General features: G+C 61.7%; 19 protein-coding genes. 8 read left to right on the top strand and 11 right to left on the bottom strand.

Annotation, left to right across the window (positions count from 1 at the left end; translation table 11 throughout):
• Positions 1–101 precede the first annotated feature (101 nt).
• Positions 102–578: a (2Fe-2S)-binding protein gene (locus HX801_RS19680; RefSeq protein WP_008436149.1), complete on the top strand. Its 477-nt coding sequence runs from the start codon at positions 102–104 to the stop codon at positions 576–578.
• A gap of 16 nt (positions 579–594) precedes the next feature.
• Positions 595–4,131 (top strand): molybdopterin cofactor-binding domain-containing protein, encoded by a 3,537-nt coding sequence (locus HX801_RS19675; RefSeq protein WP_177022550.1) that lies wholly within the window; start codon positions 595–597, stop codon positions 4,129–4,131.
• A gap of 121 nt (positions 4,132–4,252) precedes the next feature.
• Here the strand turns inward: HX801_RS19675 and HX801_RS19670 are convergent, their stop codons facing one another.
• Complete coding sequence (locus HX801_RS19670; protein WP_003215344.1) at positions 4,253–4,909, bottom strand: TetR/AcrR family transcriptional regulator; 657 nt, start codon at positions 4,907–4,909, stop codon at positions 4,253–4,255.
• 153 nt (positions 4,910–5,062) lie between these two features.
• Between HX801_RS19670 and ggt the strand changes: the two genes are divergently transcribed.
• Entirely contained in the window at positions 5,063–6,787 is a 1,725-nt protein-coding gene (gene ggt / locus HX801_RS19665; RefSeq protein ID WP_003215346.1) for a gamma-glutamyltransferase, read from the top strand.
• Here ggt and HX801_RS19660 read toward each other — a convergent pair.
• The 4 genes from HX801_RS19660 to HX801_RS19645 form a co-directional block, all read right to left on the bottom strand.
• Positions 6,784–8,301, bottom strand: a complete 1,518-nt coding sequence (locus tag HX801_RS19660; protein ID WP_177022549.1) for an FAD-dependent oxidoreductase — start codon at positions 8,299–8,301, stop codon at positions 6,784–6,786. The genes ggt and HX801_RS19660 overlap by 4 nt on opposite strands.
• Positions 8,302–8,442: 141 nt before the next feature.
• Positions 8,443–8,964, bottom strand: a complete 522-nt coding sequence (locus HX801_RS19655; protein WP_177022621.1) for an AAA family ATPase — start codon at positions 8,962–8,964, stop codon at positions 8,443–8,445.
• The gene (pnuC, locus tag HX801_RS19650; RefSeq protein ID WP_003215352.1) at positions 8,961–9,524 is read right to left on the bottom strand and encodes a nicotinamide riboside transporter PnuC; all 564 of its coding nucleotides are present in this window, start codon (positions 9,522–9,524) and stop codon (positions 8,961–8,963) included. Before pnuC ends, HX801_RS19655 begins: the two co-directional genes overlap by 4 nt.
• A 191-nt stretch (positions 9,525–9,715) precedes the next feature.
• Positions 9,716–11,350, bottom strand: coding sequence for a methyl-accepting chemotaxis protein (locus HX801_RS19645; protein ID WP_177009413.1), 1,635 nt, complete (start codon positions 11,348–11,350; stop codon positions 9,716–9,718).
• A 229-nt stretch (positions 11,351–11,579) separates the two neighbouring features.
• On the opposite strand from HX801_RS19645, the gene HX801_RS19640 reads away from it, so the two are divergent.
• Positions 11,580–12,410, top strand: coding sequence for an undecaprenyl-diphosphate phosphatase (locus tag HX801_RS19640; protein WP_177022548.1), 831 nt, complete (start codon positions 11,580–11,582; stop codon positions 12,408–12,410).
• Complete coding sequence (locus HX801_RS19635; RefSeq protein ID WP_003215359.1) at positions 12,407–12,790, top strand: DUF1294 domain-containing protein; 384 nt, start codon at positions 12,407–12,409, stop codon at positions 12,788–12,790. The genes HX801_RS19640 and HX801_RS19635 overlap by 4 nt, the downstream gene beginning before the upstream one ends.
• On the opposite strand, the gene HX801_RS19630 is transcribed toward HX801_RS19635, so the two are convergent.
• Both HX801_RS19630 and HX801_RS19625 read right to left on the bottom strand, forming a co-directional pair.
• Positions 12,773–13,135, bottom strand: a complete 363-nt coding sequence (locus HX801_RS19630; protein ID WP_032899493.1) for an MmcQ/YjbR family DNA-binding protein — start codon at positions 13,133–13,135, stop codon at positions 12,773–12,775. The genes HX801_RS19635 and HX801_RS19630 overlap by 18 nt on opposite strands.
• Entirely contained in the window at positions 13,132–14,040 is a 909-nt protein-coding gene (locus tag HX801_RS19625) for a LysR substrate-binding domain-containing protein (protein WP_177022547.1), read from the bottom strand. The genes HX801_RS19630 and HX801_RS19625 overlap by 4 nt, the downstream gene beginning before the upstream one ends.
• A 125-nt stretch (positions 14,041–14,165) precedes the next feature.
• Here HX801_RS19625 and HX801_RS19620 point away from each other — a divergent pair, with 125 nt between their 5' ends.
• Together HX801_RS19620 and HX801_RS19615 are read left to right on the top strand one after the other, a co-directional pair.
• Positions 14,166–14,777, top strand: coding sequence for an FMN-dependent NADH-azoreductase (locus HX801_RS19620; RefSeq protein WP_003215366.1), 612 nt, complete (start codon positions 14,166–14,168; stop codon positions 14,775–14,777).
• A gap of 227 nt (positions 14,778–15,004) precedes the next feature.
• Positions 15,005–16,042, top strand: a complete 1,038-nt coding sequence (locus HX801_RS19615) for a dienelactone hydrolase (protein WP_008436172.1) — start codon at positions 15,005–15,007, stop codon at positions 16,040–16,042.
• On the opposite strand, the gene HX801_RS19610 is transcribed toward HX801_RS19615, so the two are convergent.
• The 4 genes from HX801_RS19610 to HX801_RS19595 form a co-directional block, all read right to left on the bottom strand.
• On the bottom strand, positions 16,036–17,220 hold the full coding sequence (locus HX801_RS19610; protein WP_087692677.1) for an MFS transporter: 1,185 nt from the start codon (positions 17,218–17,220) through the stop codon (positions 16,036–16,038). The genes HX801_RS19615 and HX801_RS19610 overlap by 7 nt on opposite strands.
• 347 nt (positions 17,221–17,567) lie before the next feature.
• Positions 17,568–19,157 carry an ABC-F family ATPase gene (locus HX801_RS19605; RefSeq protein ID WP_008436174.1) on the bottom strand — a complete coding sequence of 530 codons (1,590 nt, stop codon included), beginning with the start codon at positions 19,155–19,157 and terminating at the stop codon, positions 17,568–17,570.
• 162 nt (positions 19,158–19,319) lie between these two features.
• Positions 19,320–20,558 (bottom strand): MFS transporter, encoded by a 1,239-nt coding sequence (locus tag HX801_RS19600; RefSeq protein WP_003218461.1) that lies wholly within the window; start codon positions 20,556–20,558, stop codon positions 19,320–19,322.
• A 541-nt stretch (positions 20,559–21,099) separates the two neighbouring features.
• A complete protein-coding gene (locus tag HX801_RS19595) occupies positions 21,100–21,486 on the bottom strand; it encodes a TIGR03067 domain-containing protein (RefSeq protein WP_087692675.1) in 387 nt (128 codons plus the stop codon).
• Between the two features lie 400 nt (positions 21,487–21,886).
• Between HX801_RS19595 and HX801_RS19590 the strand changes: the two genes are divergently transcribed.
• On the top strand, positions 21,887–23,227 hold the full coding sequence (locus tag HX801_RS19590) for an LPS O-antigen chain length determinant protein WzzB (protein ID WP_177022546.1): 1,341 nt from the start codon (positions 21,887–21,889) through the stop codon (positions 23,225–23,227).
• Positions 23,228–23,435: the final 208 nt, after the last annotated feature.

Raw genomic sequence — 23,435 nt, 5'->3', positions numbered from 1 at the left:
CACTTCACCCGTCAAGTGTGTCGCGAGACCCCAGGTACGCGACGCTTTTTTTTGACTGTTTGATGTAGTGGACACTTCACCAAATCCAACGGGCGAAGCGAATGACCAGCCAGAACATCACGGTAACGCTTGAGGTCAACGGCCACACCAGCGAAGTCAGCGCAATGGCCGACACCCCGCTGTTGTTGATCCTGCGCAATGACCTGCAACTCAACGGCCCCAAATACGGCTGCGGCCTGGGGGAGTGCGGCGCCTGCACGGTGATCATCGACGGCGTGGCTGCACGCTCCTGCGTCTTCCCCCTGTCGGGTGCCGTGGGCCGCAACATCGTCACCCTCGAAGGCCTCGGCACCCGCCAGACCCCGCACCCGGTGCAGCAGGCCTTCATCGATGAACAGGCCGCCCAGTGCGGCTACTGCCTCAACGGCATGATCATGACCGCCAAGGCCTTGCTCGACCGCAATCCCAACCCCAGCGAAGCCGAGGTGCGCAGCGAACTGTCTGGCAACCTCTGCCGCTGTGGCACCCATATCGAAATCCTCCGCGCGGTGCTGCGTGCCGCCCGCCAAACGCCTTGAACGTGGATCGATGACCATGACTGACGCAATCCCTTCCCGCGACCAATGGCTGGCCAAGGCCGGCGTCCTGCTGATCGTCGACGATGTGCTGCCACCTTCGGGGCCGGTGGCCAAAGGCGGCACACCGACGGTCAAGCCCAAGGAGCTGGGGCTGTTTATCGCAGTGAACGATGACGGGCTGGTGTACGCCTTCAACGGGCACGTGGACCTGGGCACCGGCATTCGCACCTCCCTGGCGCAGATCGTCGCTGAAGAACTGGACCTGACCATGGACCAGGTGCGCATGGTGCTGGGCGACACCGAGCGTGCGCCGAACCAGGGCGCGACCATTGCCAGCGCAACCTTGCAGATCTCCGCGATTCCGCTGCGCAATGCCGCCGCCGAAGCCCGGCGTTTCCTGCTGGCGCGGGCGGCGCAACGCTGGTCCGTAAATGCTCAAAGTCTCAAGGTCGACGCAGGCGTTATCCGCGGCGAAGACGGGCGCACCATCACTTATGGCGAACTGGTGACGGGCGAGCATGACCAACTGCGCATCAGCGGCGATGCACCGCTCAAGGCCACCGCTGATTACCGCCTGGTGGGCAAGGGCGCAGCCCGGGTGGATATCCCGGGCAAGGCCACCGGCGAACTGACGTACGTGCACGACATGCGCGTGCCGGACATGCTCCACGGTCGGGTGATCCGCCCACCGTATGCGGGCCTGGATTGCGGTGACTTTGTCGGCAACAGCCTGCTGAAGGTCGACGAGTCTTCCATCGCCCATATCCCGGGCATTGTTGCGGTGGTGGTGATCCGTGATTTTGTCGGCGTGGTGGCCGTGCGCGAAGAGCAGGCAATCAAGGCCGCCCAGGAACTGCAGGTGCACTGGAAACCCTGGAACCACCCACTGCCGGACATGAGCGATGTGGAGCAGGCAATCCGCGACAACCCGCGGGTACGCCGCACCGTGCTCGACCAGGGCAACGTCGACGCAGCCCTGGCCGCCGCCAGCCAGCGCATGCCGCGCACCTACCTGTGGCCATACCAGATGCACGGCTCCATCGGCCCGTCCTGTGGCGTGGCGGATTATCAGCCCGGTGGCAGCCGCATCTGGTCGGGCAGCCAGAACCCGCACCTGCTGCGGGCCGACCTGGCCTGGTTGCTGGAATGCCCGGAAGCGTCCATCGACGTGATTCGCATGGAGGCCGCCGGCTGCTACGGCCGCAACTGCGCCGATGATGTATGCGCCGACGCCTTGCTGCTGTCGCGTGCGGTGGGCAAGCCGGTGCGGGTGCAACTGACCCGCGAACAGGAGCACCTGTGGGAGCCCAAGGGCACCGCGCAATTGATGGATGTCGACGGCGGCCTGAACGCCGACGGCAGCATCGCCGCCTATGACTTTGAAACCAGCTACCCGTCCAACGGCGCGCCCACCCTGGCGCTGCTGTTGACCGGCCGGGTCGAGCCGGTGGCCGCGATGTTCGAGATGGGCGACCGCACCTCGATCCCGCCCTACGACATCGCGAACATGCGCGTCACCATCAACGACATGGCGCCGATCGTTCGCGCCTCGTGGATGCGCGGTGTGTCGGCGTTGCCCAACACCTTCGCTCATGAATCCTATATCGACGAACTGGCGTTTGCCGCCGGGGTCGACCCGGTGGAGTACCGCCTGCGTTACCTGAAGGACGAGCGCGCCATCGACCTGGTGAAATCCACCGCCGAACGCGCCAACTGGGCACCGCGTACCGCGCCGATGCAAACCGCGAATGAGGACCACCTGCTGCGTGGTCGGGGCTTTGCCTACGCGCGTTACATCCACAGCAAGTTCCCCGGCTTCGGTGCGGCGTGGGCGGCGTGGGTCGCGGACGTGGCCATCGACAAGCAGACCGGCGATGTCTCGGTGACGCGGGTGGTGATCGGGCATGACTCGGGGATGATGATCAACCCCGCAGGGGTGCAGCATCAGATCCACGGCAATGTGATCCAGTCCACCAGCCGTGTGCTCAAGGAACGCGTGACCTTTGAAGAGTCGACCGTGGCGAGCAAGGAGTGGGGCGGTTATCCGATCCTGACCTTCCCGGAAGTGCCGCAGATCGACGTACTGATGATGCCGCGCCAGGACCAGCCCCCGATGGGCGCCGGTGAGTCGGCCTCGGTGCCCAGCGCGGCGGCGATTGCCAATGCGATCTATGACGCCACCGGCATCCGTTTTCGCGAGCTGCCGATTACCCCCGAGCGGGTATTGGCGGCGCTGAATGCAGGCACCCTGGGCGAGCCGGCGAAGTCCCCGGAAAAGCGCCGCAAATGGTTGTTCGGCTCATTGTTCGCCGCCTTTGGCGCGGTGCTGGGCATGGCTGCTACCGCGTGGCCGTTTCACAGCGAAATTGCCCCGATTGCACCGCCCAGTGCAGGCACCTGGTCCAAGGCCACCCTGGAGCGCGGGCGCTTGCTGGCTGCCGTGGGGGATTGCGCGGTGTGCCACACGGCACCGGGCGGTGCCACCAATGCCGGCGGGCTGGCGATGCATACGCCGTTCGGCACCCTTTACAGCAGCAACATCACCCCGGATGAGAAAACCGGGATTGGCAACTGGTCCTACCCGGCGTTCGAGCGGGCGATGCGCGACGGCATTGGCCGCGACGGGCGCAACCTGTACCCGGCGTTTCCCTATACGGCGTTTCGCAATATCAACGATGCCGACATGCAGGCACTGTATGCCTACCTGATGTCCCAGGCGCCGGTGAGCCAGGCACCGGTGCCGAATGCGATGAAGTTTCCGTTCAATATCCGGCCGTTGATGGCCGGCTGGAATGCGCTGTTCCTGCGCCGTGGGGAAATCAGCGTGCAGCCCCAGCGCAGCGAGCAATGGAATCGTGGCGCTTACCTGGTCAACGGTTTGGGGCACTGCGCGGCGTGCCATTCGCCGCGCAACCTGATGGGGGCGGAGAAGGGCGGCAAGGCGTTCCTCGCGGGCGGCAGGGTGGACGGTTGGGAAGCGCCGGCCTTGAATGGCTTGTCCAAGGCGCCGACGCCGTGGACCGAAGACCAATTGTTCAGCTACCTGAGCACTGGTTATTCCGATGCCCATGGCGTGGCAACGGGGCCGATGGGACCGGTCGTGACTGAACTGGCGAAACTGCCCAAGACCGACATCCGCGCGATGGCGGTATACCTGGCTTCGCTGAACGACAGCGGCGCCGCCGAAGCGCAGGTGGTGGCAGCTGCGACGGTACCCAATGCCAATGGGCGACGGGTATTCGAAGGTTCATGCAAGGCCTGCCATGCCGACGGGCAGGGCCCGAAGCTGTTCGGCGTCAGCCCATCACTGGCGACCAATACCAATGTGCACAGCGATCAACCGGACAACCTGATCAAGGTGATTTTGCAAGGGATCAGCACTCCGGCGACCAAGGATCTGGGTTACATGCCGGCGTTCAAGGACAGTTTGTCGAACACCCAAGTGGCGGAGTTGGCCGCCTACCTGCGCGGGCGCTTCGCACCCCATGCACCGCAGTGGGAAGGCCTGGAGCAAACCGTGGCACACCTGCGAGCCAATCCCGGTACCCATTGATTCACACGGTCAAAAAATGTGGGAGCGGGCTTGCTCGCGAAAGCGGTTCGTCAGTCGCCAAGTATATTGACTGATACACCGCATTCGCGAGCAAGCCCGCTCCCACATTTAGATCCAGGTTCTACCGTTGGATGGGCGGTGTCACGCATACCCCGCGCAACACCAGATCACTGATAAACCCCAGCCAATCCCGCTGCTGGGTCTTATCCGCCAAATCCTCCCCCAAAAACGAACTCAGCGTGTGCTGGTTGGAGTTATAGAAGTAGCACAACGAAGCAATCATCAAGTACACATGCTTGATGTCCACATCTTCACGAAACAGCCCCTGGGCCTGGCCCGCCTCAATGATCGGCCGCAACACCCCAACCGCCTCCCCGGACAACCGCCGCAGTTCACCCGACTGCTTCGCATGCTTGCCCTGGTGCAGGTTCTCGATGCTCAGGATCGCCACAAACTCGGGATGCTTGACGTAGTAATTCCAGATAAACCCCACCAGCGCCTGCAACGCTTGCACCGGTGCAGTCAGGTCGAGCTTGAGCTTGCTTTCGGCCTTGTTGAACTGTTCATAGGTGTGCTCCAGCACACACACAAACAGGTGCTCCTTGCTGCCGAAGTAGTAATACAGCATGCGGTCGTTGGAGTCGGCCTCGCGGGAAATGCTTTCCACACGCCCGCCGGAATAGCCGTCGCGGGTGAAGACCTTGACCGCCGCCTGGAGAATCCGCGCGCGGGTCTGGTCGGCTTGCTGGGCGCGGATACCGGTCTTCTTGATCACCATCGAAAAGCCTCTGCTGCGCGGCGTAAAGGCCCGGAATATAGCATGGGCATTATTCCGTTACCGACAGGGTCTGTCACAAACGCGGCATAACGCTGGGGCTTGGATCGGAAAAGTATTACTTTCGAGTTCTTCTAATAAACAGAGTAGCCAGGGATGAAATACCAACCGTTTACCCGAACTTTGATTGCCACCGCGCTGGTGCTGACTGTCAGCGGCGTGCAGGCGGCCTCCCAGGCCCCGGTGGCTGGCGAAAATGGCATGGTGGTCACCGCCCAGCATCTGGCGACCCATGTGGGCGTGGATGTGCTCAAGGCCGGCGGCAACGCCGTGGATGCGGCGGTGGCGGTGGGCTACGCCCTGGCCGTGGTGTACCCGGCAGCCGGCAACCTCGGCGGCGGTGGGTTCATGACCGTGCAACTGGCCGACGGCCGCAAGACCTTCCTCGACTTCCGCGAAAAAGCCCCGCTGGCCGCGACCGCCGACATGTACCTGGACAAGGACGGCAACGTGGTCCCGGACCTCAGCTCCAAGGGCCACCTGGCGGTCGGCGTTCCCGGCACTGTGTCGGGCATGGAACTGGCGCTGAGCAAATACGGCACCCTCAAGCGCGCCCAGGTCATCGCCCCGGCGATCAAGCTGGCCGAAGACGGTTTTGCCCTGGAGCAGGGCGATGTCGACCTGCTGCACACCGCCACCGACGAATTCAAGAAAGACAAAGACCTGCGCGGCATCTTCCTGCACGGCGGCGAGCCGATGCTGGTGGGCCAGAAGCTGGTGCAGAAAGACCTGGCGAAAACCCTGCGGGAAATCTCCGCCAAGGGCACCGATGGCTTCTACAAAGGCTGGGTAGCCAAGGCGATTGTGGATTCCAGCCAATCGGGCAAAGGCATCATCACCCAGGCCGACCTGGACAAATACAAGACCCGCGAACTGGCGCCCATCGAGTGTGACTACCGTGGCTACCACGTGGTGTCCGCGCCACCACCGAGCTCGGGCGGGGTGGTCATCTGCGAAATCATGAACATCCTCGAAGGCTACCCGATGGCCGACCTCGGCTATCACTCGGCCCAGGGCCTGCACTACCAGATCGAAGCCATGCGCCACGCATACGTCGACCGCAACAGCTACCTCGGCGACCCGGACTTCGTGCAGAACCCGGTCGAGCACCTGCTGGACAAGGATTACGCCGCCAAACTGCGCGCTGCCATCGACCCGCAGAAAGCCGGGATCTCCCAGGACATCAAGCCGGGCGTTTCGCCCCACGAAGGCAATAACACCACCCACTACTCCATCGTCGACAAGTGGGGCAACGCGGTCTCGGTGACCTACACCCTCAACGACTGGTTCGGCGCGGGCGTGATGGCGAGCAAGACCGGGGTGATCCTCAACGACGAAATGGACGACTTCACCTCCAAGATCGGCGTGCCGAACATGTACGGCCTGGTGCAGGGCGAAGCCAACGCCATTGCTCCGGGCAAGACGCCGCTGTCGTCCATGAGCCCGACCATCGTCACCAAGGATGGCAAGGCGGTGATGGTGGTGGGTACGCCGGGTGGCAGCCGTATCATCACGGCCACCTTGCTGACTATCCTCAATGTGATCGACTACAAGATGAACATCCAGGAAGCCGTGGACGCCCCGCGTTTCCACCAGCAATGGCTGCCTGAGGCGACCAATATCGAGCGCTTTGCCCTGAGCCCCGACACCCAGAAAATCCTCGAAGGCTGGGGCCACAAGTTTGCCGGCCCGCAGGACGCCAACCACCTGGCGGCGATCCTGGTAGGCGCGCCGTCCCTGGACGGCAAGCCGGTGGGCAATAACCGTTTCTATGGGGCCAACGACCCTCGACGCAATACCGGGTTGTCCCTGGGCTACTAAAGCCCGCGGATCAGCTCCAGCACCTCGGCCTTCTTCAGCGGGTGCTTCAGGCGTTGCGAGAGCAGCGCCATGGCCCGCTGATGTTCACAGGCAACTACCGCTTCCACTTCGTCGCCCTGGCAGAGCAGGGCGATGAAGTCGTGGCGCTGCAGGTCGCCTTCCACGTGGAGCTGATTCCAGTGGCGGGGGTGGCCCAGCAGTTCAAAGGTCTTGCCGAAGTGATACGTCCAGAAGAACGGCACATCGGCAAACACCTGTTGTGCGCCCAGCATATTGCGCGCCGCCAGCACCCCGAGTTGCTGCGCCACACGCCAGTGTTCGATGCGCACGGGTTGGCCGTTCCATGGAAAGGTCACCATATCGCCCGCCGCCCATAGTCCGGGCGCGACAGACAAACCGGCATCGGCTTTGAGCGACTGGTCCTCGGCTTTTTCCAGCCCCTCGACAAACCCCGTGGCAGGCGTGACGCCGACGCCTATCAGTACCAGGTCTGCGGCCAATCTGTGGCCGTTTTTCAGCACCACCGTCGTCACGTCCATGTGGCCTTCCAGGCGTGCAGGCTCGCTGGCGGTGTGGAATATCACGCCGTTGGCTTCATGCAATTGGCGCAGTGAGGCACCGATGCGCTTGCCCAGTTGGGCCGCCAGCGGAATCTCGTGACGGCCCACCACCTGCACCGTCAGCCCGCGCTTGCGTAACGCGGACGCGGCTTCCAGGCCGATAAAACTGTCGCCGATGATCACTGCGCACGAGCCCGGTTGAGCCGCCTTGACGATACGCGCCGCATCGTCCCGGGAGCGCAACACGAACACGTTGTTGAGTACGGTGCCCGGAATATCCAGCGGCCTGGCTTCGCCGCCGGTGGCCAGCAGTGCGGCGTCGTAGTCGAAATGGCGACCGTCCGCAAGCTCGAGGCGCTTGGCTTGAGGGTCGAGATGGCGCACTTCGCCGTGGATCCGCGACGCGTGGCAGGTGGCCTCGTCCAGCAAGGGCGGTGTTTCCTGCGGCGGCATCTCGCCGCAGATAACGAATTTGCTCAGGGCGGTGCGGTCGTAGGCGGGGTCCTGTTCTTGGTCGATCCACAACAACCGGCCGCTGAAACCCTTGCGGCGCAGCGTGGCCACGGCCGCCGAACCGGCTGCACCGGCGCCAATCACGATAAAGCAGCGCGAATCGTTGGTGTGCGGGGCAACGGGCGAGGGCAGTGCCTCGTCGCCCACACTGACCACGCCGTCGTGAATCTCCACCGGGTACTGCTTGAGCTGCACCAGCGCGGGCGGCTCGCAGACCTGGCCGTCATCCACCCGGAAGGCCGCCTTGTGCCACGGGCAAATGATCCTCCCGTCACAGACCACGCCTTGCTCCAGGGGCGCCCCGGCGTGGGGGCAATCCGCCTGATAGGCACGAACCTCGCTACCCGAACGCACCAGCAGGATGTGATGGGCGGCGGTTTCAACACGAACGCCACGGTCTTCGGGCAAGTTGATCAAGCGGGCAACGATGCGCATGTTCATAGGCCAATCTCCTTTTAAGGATTGACCTGTGCCCCGGGTAGAGGACTGCGTTGACCCGATAACCGGTCTTCAGCCCTGCGCGCCAGAGCGTTGAAAGTGGGCCATGCCTAACGAGCGGTGCATGAAAACCGTCCCCGCCGGTCAATCCAGCAGTTGTTCCACAGCTGAAAAGGCCTGGTCCTGGCGTGCTTGCCAATCCCCACGGATGACCCGTAGCGGTAGATGATGTTGCTCCAGCCAGTCACGACTGGCCTGGAAAAACGCCAGGCGATCGGCAAACTCCGGCTGGCAGCGCTGGCCATCGGCGGTCCACTCCACGTCTTCCGGAGACAGCAGCAGGTGCAGGTCGTAGTGGCGGGCAAGCAGTTCGCTGTCGAGCCACGCCGGGTAGTCGCCAAACAGGGTCTGGCTCCACAGCTTGTTGGTCAGCAGGTTGGTGTCGAGGATCAGCAATGCCGGCTGCGCGGCGCGGGCGGCATCTTCCCAGGCCAACTGGCCCCGGGCGATCTCCGGGATATCCGCCAGGGTGGTATCGCGCTGGTGGTGGTCGATGAAATGACGCACGTATTCGCCCACCATCACCCCGCCAAAATGTGCCTGCAACTGGGCGGCCAGCCAGCTTTTACCGCTGGATTCCGGGCCGGCCAGTACCACCACCTTCATGCGTGCAGCGCCGGGTCGGCGCGCCATTCACGCCAGCCCTGCACGGCGATCACGGTGAACAAGGCGTAGAGCGCGGCGGTGAGGTACAGGCCTTTGTAGAGGAACAGCCCGACGAAGATCACATCCACGGTGATCCACAACGGCCAGCACTGCACGCGTTTTTGCGCCATCCACATCTGCGCCACCAGGCTGAAGCCGGTCAGGGCCGCGTCCAGCCAGGGTTGGGCGGCGTCGGTCCAGTGGGCCATGGCTGCGCCCAGCAACAGGCTGCCCACAGCACCCACAGCCAGGCCTTGCAGGATCGGTTGCAGGCCCAGGCTGGTGACTTGCCGGCCTTGCTTGACCTCACCGGCGCGGGTCCACTGCCACCAGCCGTAGAGTTGCAGGGCGGCGTAGATCACTTGCAGGAGCATGTCGGAGTAGAGCTTCACATCGAAGAAGATCCAGGTGTACAGCAGCACCATCACCAGGCCGATGGGCCAGCACCACGGATTCTGTTTAACCGTCAACCAGACAGCGATCACCCCCAGGGCGGCGGCAAACAGTTCAAGCCCGGACATGGCGGTTCCTTGGGGGAGTCGAAGAGGGCGCTGATTGTAACCAATGTGGGAGCGGCGGTGCGACGATAGATCGTTCCCACGCTCTGCGTGGGAATGCAGTTCCGGACGCTCCGCGTCCCGGCTCTGCGCAACGGTGACGCAGAGCGTCACAGAATGCGTTCCCACGCAGAGCGTGGGAACGATCATCGGCGTCAGACCTTGAACTGGCGCAGAAGGCTGTCGAGTTGTTCGCTCAGGCCTTTCAAGTGCGCGCTCGCGACGCTGGACTGCTGCGCCGCCAGCGCGGTGCTGTGGGACAAGCCGGCTGCCTGGGTGACGTTCTGGTTGATGTCTTCCACCACATGCGCCTGCTGCAACGTGGCACTGGCAATCGAGGCGTTCAGCCCGTTGAGATTACGCAGCGCCTGGCCGATGGCAGTCAGGCTCGCGCCCGCCTGGCCTGCTTGTTCGATGGTCAGTTGCGAGGCCTGGTGGCTGTCGCTGATGACCTTGACCGCTGCCTCCGAATGGCCTTGCAGGCGCTCGATCATCGCCTGGATCTCTGCCGTAGATTTTTGCGTGCGCTGGGCCAGCAGCCGTACTTCGTCGGCCACCACCGCAAAACCACGGCCTTGCTCCCCGGCGCGGGCCGCTTCGATGGCGGCGTTGAGGGCCAGCAAGTTGGTCTGGTCGGCAATCGAGCGGATCACTTCCAGCACGCCGCCAATCTGCGTGCTTTCAGTCGACAGCGTACGGATCACCTCCACGGCCTGGCTGATGGTGCCGGAGAGCTGGTCGATCCGTTGCAGGCTGCCATCGATATTGAGCTGGCCCTGTTCGGCCTGCACCTGGGCGTCGCGCATTTCGCTGGCGGCATGCTCGGCATTTTTGGCCACGTCCTGTACGCCATAGGTGACTTCATTGATCGCCGTCGCCACCAGTTCCATCTGCTGCGATTGCTGCTGGCTGCGGTCATGGGCATCGCTGGCGTTGCTGCCCAGCTCGGTGGACGACTGGCCCAAGGCGTTGGCGCAGGTCTGCAACTGGCCCACCACCTGCCGCAGCTTGGCGGTAAAGCTGTTGAAGTGCCGCGACAATTGAGTGACTTCATCCTGGCCATGGGTGTCGAGGGTGCGGGTCAGGTCGCTTTCGCCACTGGCGATATTGGCCATCGCATTCACTGCCTGCTGCAACGGGCGCACGATGCTGCGGGCGATCAGCACCACCAGCAGGGCCATGATCAGCGCGATCACCAGGCCAACCACCGAGGCTTTCCACACCTGGCCGCGGAACTCGCCTTGCACGTCATCGACATACACGCCGGAACCGATGATCCAGCCCCAGGGTTCGAACAGCTGGATATAGGAGGTCTTGGCCACCGGCGCATCGGCGCCGGGCTTGGGCCAGCGGTAATTCACCATCCCCGCGCCCTTGGCCTTGGCCAGGATCACGAACTCGTTGAACACCGCAAAGCCGTCCGGATCGCGGATGGCCGACAGGTTCTGGCCGTCGAGCTTGGGGTTGGCCGCGTGCATGATCATCACGGGCGTGAGGTCGTTGATCCAGAAGTAGTCGTCCTTTCCGTAGCGCAAGCCACGTACCGCGCTCAAGGCTTGCTTCTGCGCCGCTTCACGGCTCAGGACGCCGCTGGTTTCGAGGCTGTGATAATAAGTCAGGATCCCGCTGGCGGTTTGCACCACGCGCTGGGTCTGCTCACTCTTGGCCTGGTACAGGTCGCCATGAATCTGCTTGAGCATAAGCAGGCCGAGGGTTAGCAGCATCAGCACGGCGACGATCAGGATCAGCCAGAGGCGCCGGCTGATAGACATATTGCGCAAACTGTTCATGGTCCTGTCACTCCGTGTTCTTATAATTTTGGGTGCTGCATCGACATTTCCGGCTTGTCTGATAGGCTTTCGGCCCAGAATCAAAAAACCTGAGTCCTGCCTGATTTTTCACGGAATTTTCGCAGTTCGGCCTTGATTATTTGCGCTGTGCTTGCAGCGCACTCTTCGTTAGTGAACGTCTAAAAAATATCAACGAGGCATGCCGTGGGCATGACCTTTGGGGGAATCGATGGATCTTTGGACCGCCGTACAGGCACTGATACTCGGCGTTGTAGAGGGGCTGACGGAGTTTTTGCCGATCTCCAGTACCGGGCACCAGATTATCGTGGCCGACTTGATCAACTTCGGTGGCGAACGCTTTGAAGCGTTCAATATCATCATCCAGCTGGGCGCGATCCTGGCGGTGGTGTGGGAGTTTCGACGCAAGATCCTCGACGTGGTCATTGGCTTGCCGACCCAGCGCAATGCCCAGCGTTTCACCGTCAACCTGATCATTGCCGTATTGCCGGCGGTGGTGCTGGGGGTGATTTTCTCCGACCTGATCAAACACTACCTGTTCAACCCGATCACCGTTGCGGCGGCGTTGGTGGTGGGCGGCGTCATCATGTTGTGGGCCGAGCGCCGCCAGCATGAAGTGCACGCCGAAACCGTCGACGACATCACCTGGAAGGACGCGATCAAAGTCGGCTTCGCCCAGTGCCTGGCCATGATCCCGGGCACCTCGCGCTCGGGCGCTACCATCATTGGCGGCCTGTTGTTCGGCCTGTCACGCAAGACCGCCACCGAGTTCTCGTTCTTCCTGGCGATGCCGACCATGGTCGGCGCAGCGGTGTATTCGGGCTACAAGTACCGTCACCTGTTCCAGCCGGATGACCTGCCGGTGTTTGCCATCGGCTTTGTCACCTCGTTCATCTTCGCGATGATCGCGGTCAAGGCGCTGCTCAAGTTCATCGCCAGCCACAGCTACGCGGCGTTCGCCTGGTACCGGATCGCCTTCGGCCTGGTGATCCTGGCCACCTGGCAGTTCGGCTGGATCGACTGGTCGGCCGTCAAGCCATGATCATCCAGCATCCGCGCTTCAAGGCGTTGGTGTTTGCACTGTTGTGCGCCGCGCCGCTGTTTGGTGCGGCGCTGCTGGGGTACCGCGGGGTTTCGCTGATCCCGCTGGTGGCCTATGGCGTGGTCAGCGTGGTGGCGTTCCTGCTGTACTGGAGCGACAAGCGCAAGGCGCGCGAAGACAGCTGGCGCACCCCTGAAAACGTCCTGCACGCGGTGGAGCTGGCAGGCGGTTGGCCGGGGGCGTTGATTGCCCAGCAGGTGTTCCGCCACAAGACGCGCAAGGTGTCTTATCAGGTGGTGTTCTGGCTGATCGTGTTGCTGCACCAGGTGTTCTGGATTGATCAGCTGTTCCTGGGTGGCACGCTACTCTCGATCTTCTAGCAACAAGCCGACCTGCGTGCGCTTGGGCAGCTTGCTCACCACCAACTGGTGGGAACGCTGCAACAGGCCACGCAGTTCCTCGGCGCCCAGCGGGTAGGGCGTTTCCATGATGATCCACTGCGCCCGCGCCAGGTACGGCGCCGGGTGGATGCCGGGGCGATCCACATGGCCCAGGAACAGCTCCTTGTCGACCTTGAACGCCAGCGAGTCACCCCGCAGGTTCTGCAAGGCAAACATCTTGTTGCCGGCAATCGAAAACACCCGCACGCCGCCCCATTTGTAATCTTCCCGCGCGCCGGGCAAGCCCAGGCAAAACGTGGCGACTTGTTCTTCGGTCATTCTCATAGCAAACGGTCTCCGCAACCTTTGAAGGCGTTATCCAGGTGGTCGATCCAGGCCCGCACGGCCGGCAACACGCCGCGCCGATGTGGGTACACCGCCTGCAACCAGCCACCCGGCAATGACCATTGCGGCAAGAGCTGCACCAATTGGCCGTTGGCCAATTCCTCCTCGCAATACATCATCGGCAGCACGGTAAACCCCAGGCCGGCGAGGGCGCAGGCCTTACGTACCAGGAAATCATCGATCCCCAGCCGCGCTTCCATCACCAGGTCGTGGCTGCTGCCCTCCGGGCTGAGCATGCGTAAGTGCACCATGCGGTCTGCTTCCAGGGCGCCCAGCACCGGCAGTTGCTTGAGGTCTTCCAGGGTGTCGATCTGCCGCTCACGCACAAAGTCGGGGCTGGCGACAATCGCGGTCTGGGCCTGGCGCAGGCGCTTGGTCACCAGCAGCGGGTCTTCATCCCCAAGCTCGCGCACGCGCAAGGCCACATCAATGCCTTCGGCCACCAGGTCGACGCGGCGGTTGACCAGGTTCATCTCCAACTGCACCAGCGGGTTGGCGGTGAGAAACTCCGCCACCACGGTCTGCAGGAATTGGTGAGCCAGGCCCACGGGGCTGCTGACCCGCAGCCGACCGCGGGGTTCGCTGGACATGCTGGCCACTGCCTCATCGGCCATTTCCGCCTCCAGCAGCATTGCCTGGCAGTGCCGCAGGTAGCGTTCACCCACGGCGGTGAGGGTCAGTTGGCGGGTGGTACGTTGCAGCAAGCGGGCGCCGAGGCGTTCTTCCAGCTCGGCAATGCGCCGCGACAGCCGCGACTTGGGAATCCCCAGCAGTCGCCCGGCAGCGGCGAAACCGCCGGCTTCCACCACCTTGGCGAAGTAGTAGAGGTCATTCAGATCTTGCATGGTCGGCCTATTGTCCTGTCAGTGGGACGAATAATCGCATATTGCCTGACTAATCGCTGATTGGTTTCATCTGTAGGCTTATTTCCATTCCGTCGCCCTTGGCGATGCTTACTTGGAGATTAACCATGAAACTGTTGCATATCGATTCCAGCATCCTCGGCGACAACTCGGTTTCCCGTCAGTTGAGCGCAGGTGTCGTCAAGACCTGGCAGGCGGCCGAGCCAGGCGTTGAAGTGACCTACCGTGACCTGGCCAGCGAAGGCATCAACCACTTTTCCGGCGTGACCCTGGGTGCACTGGGCACCGCTGCCGAGCTGCGTGATGCCGTACAGAAACATGAAGCCGAGCTGAGCGCCAACACCCTCGCCGAATTCCTCGCGGCCGACGCCATCGTCCTGGCTGCGCCGATGTACAACTTCACCATCCCGACCCAACTCAAGGCCTGGATCGACCGTATCGCCGTCGCCGGCCAGACATTCCGCTACACCGAAAACGGTCCTGAAGGCCTGGCCGGTGGCAAGAAAGTCATCATCGTGTCGACCTCCGGCGGCCTGCACGTTGGCCAGCCTACCGGTGTGGCTCACGAAGACTACCTGAAAGTACTGCTGGGCTTCCTCGGCATCACCGACATCGAAATCGTCCGCGCCCACGGCCTGGGCTATGGCGATGAAGTGCGCAGCAAGGCGATCAGCGACGCCAACGCAGTGATCAACGAACAATTGTTCGCCGCAGCGTAAGACTTGTGTAAATTTTGCTGTTCCTCGATATCAATCTGATTCGAGGCGCCTAAACTCTGTATTCTGCTCGCCTGAAAAGCGATCGGAGTACGGAGTTTTTTCGTTTACCCGCTGTCACTACTTTGGCCCAGGTTATGCACGCATGGGTAAACCCTGCCAGTCCGAGCGCCTGAACCATGGATACTTCAACAGCTACGCGGGCTTACGCAACAAAGGTGGACATCCCCATGATGCGTCTTTGTGCAGTCTTGGTTCTCTCCCTGCTCGGCGGCCTGATTTCAGTGCAAGCCGCGCCCGCGCCGCACCCCCATTGGAGTGTGGGCTTCCACCGCATGACTTTTCTCGACCCGCTGGATCTGCAGCCGATGAAAGCCGTCGCGTTCTACCCGTCCACCGGCCTGGAACACACCACCCAGGTGGGCGCTTATCACATCGCCGCCACTGAAGACTCGAAAATCGCCATCGGCCGCTTTCCAATGCTGATGCTGTCCCACGGCAATACCGGCACGCCCCTGGCCCTGCACGACCTCGCCACCTCCCTGGCGCGCAAGGGGTTTGTGGTGGTGGCGGTGCTGCACCCTGGCGACAACTACAAGGATCACAGCCGGCTGGGCACCTTGAGCAACCTGTACGGGCGCCCGATCCAGATTTCCGAAGCGATCACCGCCACCCTCGGCGACCCGATGCTGTCGCCATTCGTCAACGTCGACCAGGTAGGCGTCATCGGTTATTCGGCCGGTGGCGAAACCGCGCTGATCCTCGCCGGCGCCAAGCCGGACCTCGACCGCCTGCGCCGCTACTGCCAGCAGCGCCCGGAAGATCGCGACGCCTGCACCACCAAGGGCGAGTTGATCGTCGACCGCGACGACCTGCAACCGCAGGCCGACCCGCGTATCCATGCCTTGATGTTGATGGCGCCGTTGAGCCTGATGTTTGGCCGCCACACCCTGGCGGACGTGCATGTACCGGTGCTGCTCTACAGCGGCGACGGCGACAAGCTGGTGGCCGTGGACAAGAACGCCGAGGCCCTGGCGCGCAAACTGCCGGAGCCGCCGGACTTCAAGCTGCTGGCCGGGGCAGGGCACTTTGTGTTCATGGCGCCTTGCGACGAGAGCCAACTGGCCGCGATGCCCGCCATGTGCACCGATGCCGACGGAGTTGACCGTGAAAGCATCCACCGCGACCTGATTTCCGAGGCCGGGCGGTTCTTTAATCACACCCTCGGGCAATCCACCCGGGCGGGCTTGCAGACGGCTGATCAGTAAGCGCGGCGCTTGAGCAGCAACGTCAGGCCCAGGCCGGTGACCGAGAGCAGGGCGGCGCAGAAGAAGATCCACGAGTAGCCCAGGTTCAGCGCCACCGCACCCATCACCGGCCCGGCAATGGCCAGCGCCAGGTCAAAAAACACCGCATATGCACTCAACCCGGCGCCCCGGCTGCTGTTGGGCACCTGCTTGATCGCCTCCACGCCCAGCGCCGGGTACACCAGCGACAGACCAAAGCCGGTCAGCCCGGCGCCTATCAAGGCCACGCCGGTGGACGGTGCCAGCCACAGCAGCGTCAGGCCCAGGGTTTCGATGGTCATGCAGGCAATCGCCGCGGTGAAGCCGCCGAAGCGGTTGATGGCAGAGATAAACACCAGCCGTGACAGGATGAAACACACGCCAAATACCGTCAGGCACCAGGCTGCGCCGGTCCAGCCCCGGCTCAAGTAGTAGAGGGTGATAAACGTGGTGAGGGTGCCGTAGCCAATCGATGCCAGACACAGGCTGGCGCCGAACGGCGCGATACGCCCGAATACCGCCCAGAAGGGCAGCCGCTCGCCGCGCACCACGGGCACCGAAGGTTTGTTGCGAATCAGCAACAGGCCCAGGGCGGAAAGTATCGTGAGGGCGATTCCGAGGCTGGTGTAGCCGTAGTCGGCAACCATCACCACCCCAAGTGGGGCACCAATGGCAATCGCACCGTAGGAGGCGATGCCGTTCCACGAGATCGATCGTGCCGTATGTTCGGCACCGACCGCGCCCATGCACCAACTGATGGTGCCGACGCCGATCAGGCCCTGCGCGACGCCGAGTAACAGCCGGCCGACAATCAATATGCCGAGGCTCAGCAACGGCAAGCTTTGCACCAGCGTGGCGATGAACGTCAGCACCCCGCTCAGCAGAATCCCGCTCAGGCCCAGCACGATAGCGCGCTTGGTGCCGACGTTGTCCGACATGCGCCCCGCCATGGGGCGGCTGAGCAGCGTGGCCAGGTATTGCGAGCCGATGGTTATCCCGGCGACCACCGCGCTGAAACCCAGCTCACCGTGGACATAGCCGGGGATGACGGCAATCGGCAGGCCGATACAGATAAACGCGATAAACGTGTAGAAAACGATGGAGACGATCTGCAGGGTGATCGACAAGGAGCTGGGGGTGGCGGGCTGTGTGGCAGGCATGGGGACTCGTTCGCGGGCGGGCGGTGAGGGCATCATGGCAAGGGCTTGGGGTAAAAGGAAGCAGGCTAACTATATTTGATGATATTGCGGCCCGTGCCTATCCGGCTTTGGATCCATGGGGCCTCCCTGGCCCGGGACGACTAAAGCGGACGCGGTAAAGTGTGGGAGCTGTCGAGCTTTAGCGAGGCTGCGAAGGCGGCGGCATGGTCAATAAAGATGTTGCCTGGCACACCGCTATCGCGGCCTCGCTAAAGCTCGACGGCTCCCACAGAAAAGCAGAGCCATATCCCAAAAAAAAGCCCCATCACACTGGACGGGGCTTTCGCATTTCAAACTACCGGCGGCTCTTAGAAAACCACACCCTGACTACGCAGGTAATCGTCATAAGTCCCGCTGAAGTCGATCACCCCACTCGGGCTCAGCTCGATGATGCGGGTGGCCAGGGACGACACAAACTCCCGGTCATGGCTGACAAAGATCAGCGTACCCGGGTAGTTCTCCAACGCCAGGTTCAGCGCCTCGATGGACTCCATGTCCAAGTGGTTGGTCGGCTCGTCCATGATCAGCACGTTCGGCTTTTGCAGGATCAGCTTGCCGAACAGCATGCGACCTTGCTCGCCACCGGAAATCACCTTCACCGACTTCAGGATCTCGTCGTTGGAGAACAGCATGCGGCCCAGGGTACCGCGAACCACTTGCTCGCCTTCCTTGGTCCAGCGGCCCATCCAGTCGAACAGGTTGGACTCGTCTTCGAAATCCGAAGCATGGTCCTGGGCGTAATAGCCCAGTTCAGCCGCGTCGGTCCACTTGACCGTACCGGCATCCGGGGTCAGTTCGTTGACCAGGGTACGCAGCAGGGTGGTCTTGCCGATACCGTTCGGGCCAATGATCGCCACGCGCTCGCCGGCTTCAACCTGGAAGCTGAAGTCCTTGAACAGCGTCTTGCCGTCAAAGCCCTTGGCCATGCGATCGACGATGACCGCCTGACGGTGGAGCTTCTTGGTCTGGTCGAAGCGGATGAACGGGCTGACGCGGCTCGATGGCTTGACTTCGGCCAGCTGGATCTTGTCGATCGCCTTGGCACGGGAAGTGGCCTGCTTGGCTTTCGAGGCGTTGGCCGAGAAGCGGCTGACGAAGGATTGCAGCTCGGAGATCTGCGCTTTCTTCTTGGCGTTGTCCGACAGCAACTGCTCGCGGGACTGGGTCGCCACGGTCATGTATTCGTCGTAGTTGCCCGGGAACAGGCGCAGCTCGCCGTAGTCCAGGTCGGCCATGTGGGTGCAGACGCTGTTCAGGAAGTGACGGTCGTGAGAGATGATGATCATCAGGCTGTTACGCTGGGTCAGGATGTTTTCCAGCCAGCGGATGGTGTTGATGTCCAGGTGGTTGGTTGGCTCGTCGAGCAGCAACACTTCCGGATCGGAAAACAGTGCCTGGGCCAGCAATACACGCAGCTTCCAGCCTGGTGACACTTCACTCATCGGGCCGTTGTGCTGCTCGATGCCGATACCCAGGCCCAGCAGCAACTCACCGGCGCGGGATTCGGCGGTGTAGCCGTCCATCTCGGCGAAGTCGGTTTCCAGCTCGGCCACGGCCATGCCGTCGTCTTCGGTCATTTCCGGCAGCGAGTAGATGCGGTCGCGCTCGGCCTTGACCTTCCACAGCTCTTCGTGACCCATGATCACGGTGTCGAGTACGGTGAATTCTTCGTAGGCGAACTGGTCCTGGCGCAGTTTACCCAGGCGCACGTTCGGCTCCAGCATGACCTGGCCGCCCGACGGGTCGAGGTCGCCACCGAGGATTTTCATGAAAGTCGACTTGCCGCAACCGTTGGCACCGATCAGGCCATAACGGTTGCCTGCGCCGAACTTGACCGAAACGTTCTCAAATAGCGGCTTGGCGCCGAACTGCATGGTGATGTTAGCTGTGGAGATCAATTACTTTACCTATCAATAGCTTGGAGTGCGCTAATTTGAGCCGGGCCCATTTTGTGGCCCAGGCCAACGGGCATACGTCGGCAGCGACATCAAGGCTTGGGGCCCAGTCGCTGAGCAGAAAAATGGGTGCATGTTGGAATTTGGCGCGCATTGTCGCATATGTCAGGCGGGAGTTGTATGGCGCTGCACGGATGGATTCGCCCGAGTCTCCGGCATTGCCACCCACACCAGCCCCAATGCGACGGCCGCCACGCCGGCCAGGGTCAGGAACGCGGCGTTGTAACCCGCCCACTGCACGACAAAACCTGCCAGGCTGCTGCTCAAGGCCGCCCCGAGGCCGAATGCCGTGGACAGCGCGCCCAGGCTGACATTGAAGCGTCCGGTGCCCTGGGTGAGGTCTTTGACGATCACCGGAAACAGCGCGCCGAACACCCCGGCACCGACCCCGTCAAGCATCTGCACCGCCACCAGCCAATAAGGATCACTGGACAGCGTATACAACACGCCCCGCAGCGGCAGGATCATGAAACCGGCGAGCAGCAACGGCTTGCGCCCCCACACGTCGGCCTTCACGCCCACCAGCCAGGCCACCGGCACCATCACCAACTGGGCCGCGACGATGCAGGCCGAGGTCAGCGGCGTGGCCATCTGCAGGTTGATCTGCGACAGCTTCTGGCTGACCAGCGGCAGCATGGCCGCATTGGCCAGGTGAAACAGCGCGCAGCAGATGGCAAACAGCATCAAGGGCTTGTTCGCCAGAAGCACGGCCAACCCCGACGGTTGTTCATGGCCGGTGCCATGCGCAGGGTCGAAACCCCGTGCGACTTCGTGGTCGATTGCCTGGGCTGACACGCAGCTGACCGCGATGACACTCGCCGCAGCCATGACTGCCATCAGATAGAACACCGCCACCGGGCCGAACAGGTAGGCGAACCCACCAGCGAGCAGGGCCGCCACCGCGTTGCCGGCGTGGTTGAAGGTTTCATTGCGGCCGGTGCGCCGGGTAAAAGCGCGCGGCCCGGTGATCCCGAGGGAAATCGCCGAGATGGCCGGCGCAAACACCGAGGCCGCCGCTGCACTGGCCGCCTGGGTCAGCGCCACCAGGCTGAAGGAGCTGACGAAGGGCAGGAGCAGGCAACTGGCAGTCACCAGCAGCGCGGCGATCACGATCACTGCCCGTTTGCTGCGGGTTCGGTCAATCAATGCGCCGGCCGGCGTCTGGGTGAGCAGGGCCGCGATGCCGGCCAGGGTCATGACCACGCCGATGCTGGCGGGGTCCCAGTGGTGCACGGCCAGCAGATAAATCGCCAGGTACGGCCCCAGTCCGTCACGCACGTCCGCCAGGAAGAAGTTCAGGCTGTCCAGGGACAGGGTGTTGCGCAGGTCAGAGCGAGTAGCCATGGCACGGTCTTCAGGCAAGAGGTCGGTAGCAGTAGTGACCCATGGCGTGAAGGTATAGTTTCTGAAGGCGGCGTTGCACTCGTATGGCAATACAAGCAAAAACATTTACAAAGTGGAGCCATTTGCATCGAAAAATAGCGCTGATCGAGGCTTTTTCAGGGCTTTTTATTGTTAACAGTTGAACATCCAATAAGCCTGGCTTATTTTCCGTCCGTTCGCCCTACAGTGAAGGCTCTTTACCGGTTCAAGGATGGCGAGGCTTTCGGTGTAGGGCGGACTTCTTTTGTCGCAATGACCGGAACATATTGGAGACGCAATGGACATGCTGTCAGCCCAGGTATCAAAACCAGCCCGCTCAGCTGCCCCGTGCTACACCCCCACCGCCATCAAGCGCCCGTGCTGATTGGCTGCTGTGCAGGCAAAAAAAGGCCCGTGGGGTAGACGGGCCAAGGTGTTCACTGGAGTAGGTAGCCTTCACCCTATAGGTCAACACGTGAAGGCCATGTGAAAACCATGTCGCAGGAACGGATGTATCTCCGTGTCAGGGTTTGCGCACGAACGTGCGCATGGTTTGCCCTGGGCCGGTACTGAAGCGGGTAGGGCGGGGCATGCCTTCATCTGCCGCAATAAACACGAAGTGATCACCTTCCAGCCGGTAACTCGCGGGTAACTGCTTGCCGGCATCCTCTCCCATCGAGTCAACCCAGGTAATGCTTTTGGGTGCCGTGCTGGCATCGAGCGTGAAGCTGCCTGCCAGTAAAACCTCGCCGTCGACCGTCACCACCTGGAATTGATCGCCCGAGATTGTCGTGATCGCGCCTGGCGCGCTGTGTTCATCCGTGGGATTGAGCGCGCCATTGTCTTCCAGTGCCGTTTGCTCCCATGCGCCCTGGAGCGCCTGGAAATCCGCATTTGAAGCAGGTGTCATATAAATTCCTTTTTGGTTAAAAAACGAGCAGTCAATACCTTGGTGCGTAGATGCCTGACGGATAAGCTGAATCGATTTTGTGAGAATTGTCTGGTTTCTCTTTGTTGCGTACGAATTTTCCCAGTATTCACGGGTATTTAGCGCCATTTTGTGCGTTGATTCGGAAACGGTTCTTTACAAGTTCGTCTACGCTCAGCACCAGGGTAGGGGCTCCTGCGTAATCTGAACGAAAACAATCTACGGTGATGTGGGATTTTTCCATGACCGAGGTGGTCCGATGACCATCGGTAGACCGTTCGTGTCTTGTGTACAGGGCGTTGTCCCTGATTTTCAAGCGGCCATTCAGTATTTGATGAATATGTGTGACCGCTGACTGTCGACTTTTTAAGGTGCATCAGTTTTGAATAAAACTCCTCGGCTCCACGCTCATGCGGCATCGGACGAAATTGATCTGTTTGAACTGTGTCATGGTATCTGGCGGCAAAAGAAGTTGGTGCTGGGGTGTACGATTCTGGCGGGGGTGCTGGGGGCGGGCTACGCTTTTCTGGCCCCGCGGGAGTATCAGGTCAGCAGTGTGCTGCGCCCGGCTGCCATCAATGAGCTGGATGCTCTGAACCGCTCCGAAGTCTATAAGTTGCCGCCGGCCGACGCCCTGAACAAAGTGGGGGCGCAACTGGACTCATACGAAGCGCGCCTGGGGTTTTTCAAGTCCCATGAGGACCTGTTCAAGGCGTTCCAGAAAACCGGGCAAAGCCTCGAGCAGAGTTTTGAAGAATTCAATCGAAACGCCATCAACCTGAGCCTGCCCGATCCCAAGAAGTCCGACTCCCTGAGCAGCTATATCAAGCTTGAGCTGGAATACCCGGCAGACATCGACGGGGTAGCGATTCTCAACGGCTTTGTAGACTACGCAATTGATTCGGAACGTGCCCAGGTCGGTGCTGACCTTAAAGTGATCGTCAATAACCGCTTGAACGAACTCAAGGGCAAAATCGACGCGGCGCGCTCCAATTACGAAACCGACAAGGAATCGAAGATTGCCAAGCTGCTTGAAGCCGACAGGCTCAAACGGGCCAAGCTGGAGGACGAACTGGGTGCCCTGCGCTTACAGATGAAAATGGAGCGCACGGACCGGCTGGCAGAGCTGGCGGAGGCCATTTCCATCGCCAAGTCGATGGGCATCAAGACCCCGACCACTCCTTCGTCCATGGCAGATGCCTCGCGTAGCGGCTCGAATCAAGTAATGCGCACCGAGGTCAACAACCAGAAAATCCCGCTGTACTTCCTCGGTACAGAGGCGCTTGAGGCGGAACGTGCCGCGTTGCAGGCGCGTACGAGCGACGACTTTACCAACAGCCGCATTGCACAGATTGGCAAAGAGTTGCAGATGCTGGAGGTCAACCGTGAAGTGGAGGTGCTGAAAAATCGCGGGAATGAAGACATTTTCTTGCAGGATGTTGAACCGTTACGAGCGGAAGTCGCGCGTTTGCGAGGCCTGAATATCGACATGAGTGGCCTCAAGCTGGTAACCATTGACCGTCGTGCCCAAGAGCCGCTGAGCCCGATCAAGCCCAAGAAAGCCCTGGTTATGATACTGAGCCTGCTGGCAGGGTTGACCGTGGGTGTACTGATTGCGCTGGGCCGCCATCTGCTGGCACGACGCGAAGCCGTGCCCTACTCGGAGTTGGATGAATATCGGCTTTCTCTGCGTACACGCAAGGATGATGAACCGAAAATCTGACGCCTTCAGCAGCGGGCAGGCCGCCCGGCAAGCCCGCTGCTGCTCTTCCTGGCACACTCACTGGACACCTTTTCACAAATCTTGATTAACCTTTGGTTACAAAGTGTGGCTAAAATAGCTGCCAATGGCCACGACCGGATTGTCACCCAGCCGTTCGTGTTGCCGGTTTTGTGAATTGTGATTTCAGGTGCTGCATCTTCAATCCTCG

Source organism: Pseudomonas sp. G1002, assembly GCF_013385455.1.
GTDB lineage: Bacteria > Pseudomonadota > Gammaproteobacteria > Pseudomonadales > Pseudomonadaceae > Aquipseudomonas.
Note: the sequence above shows the minus strand (reverse complement) of the source record. Positions and strands in the feature narration are given on the sequence as shown.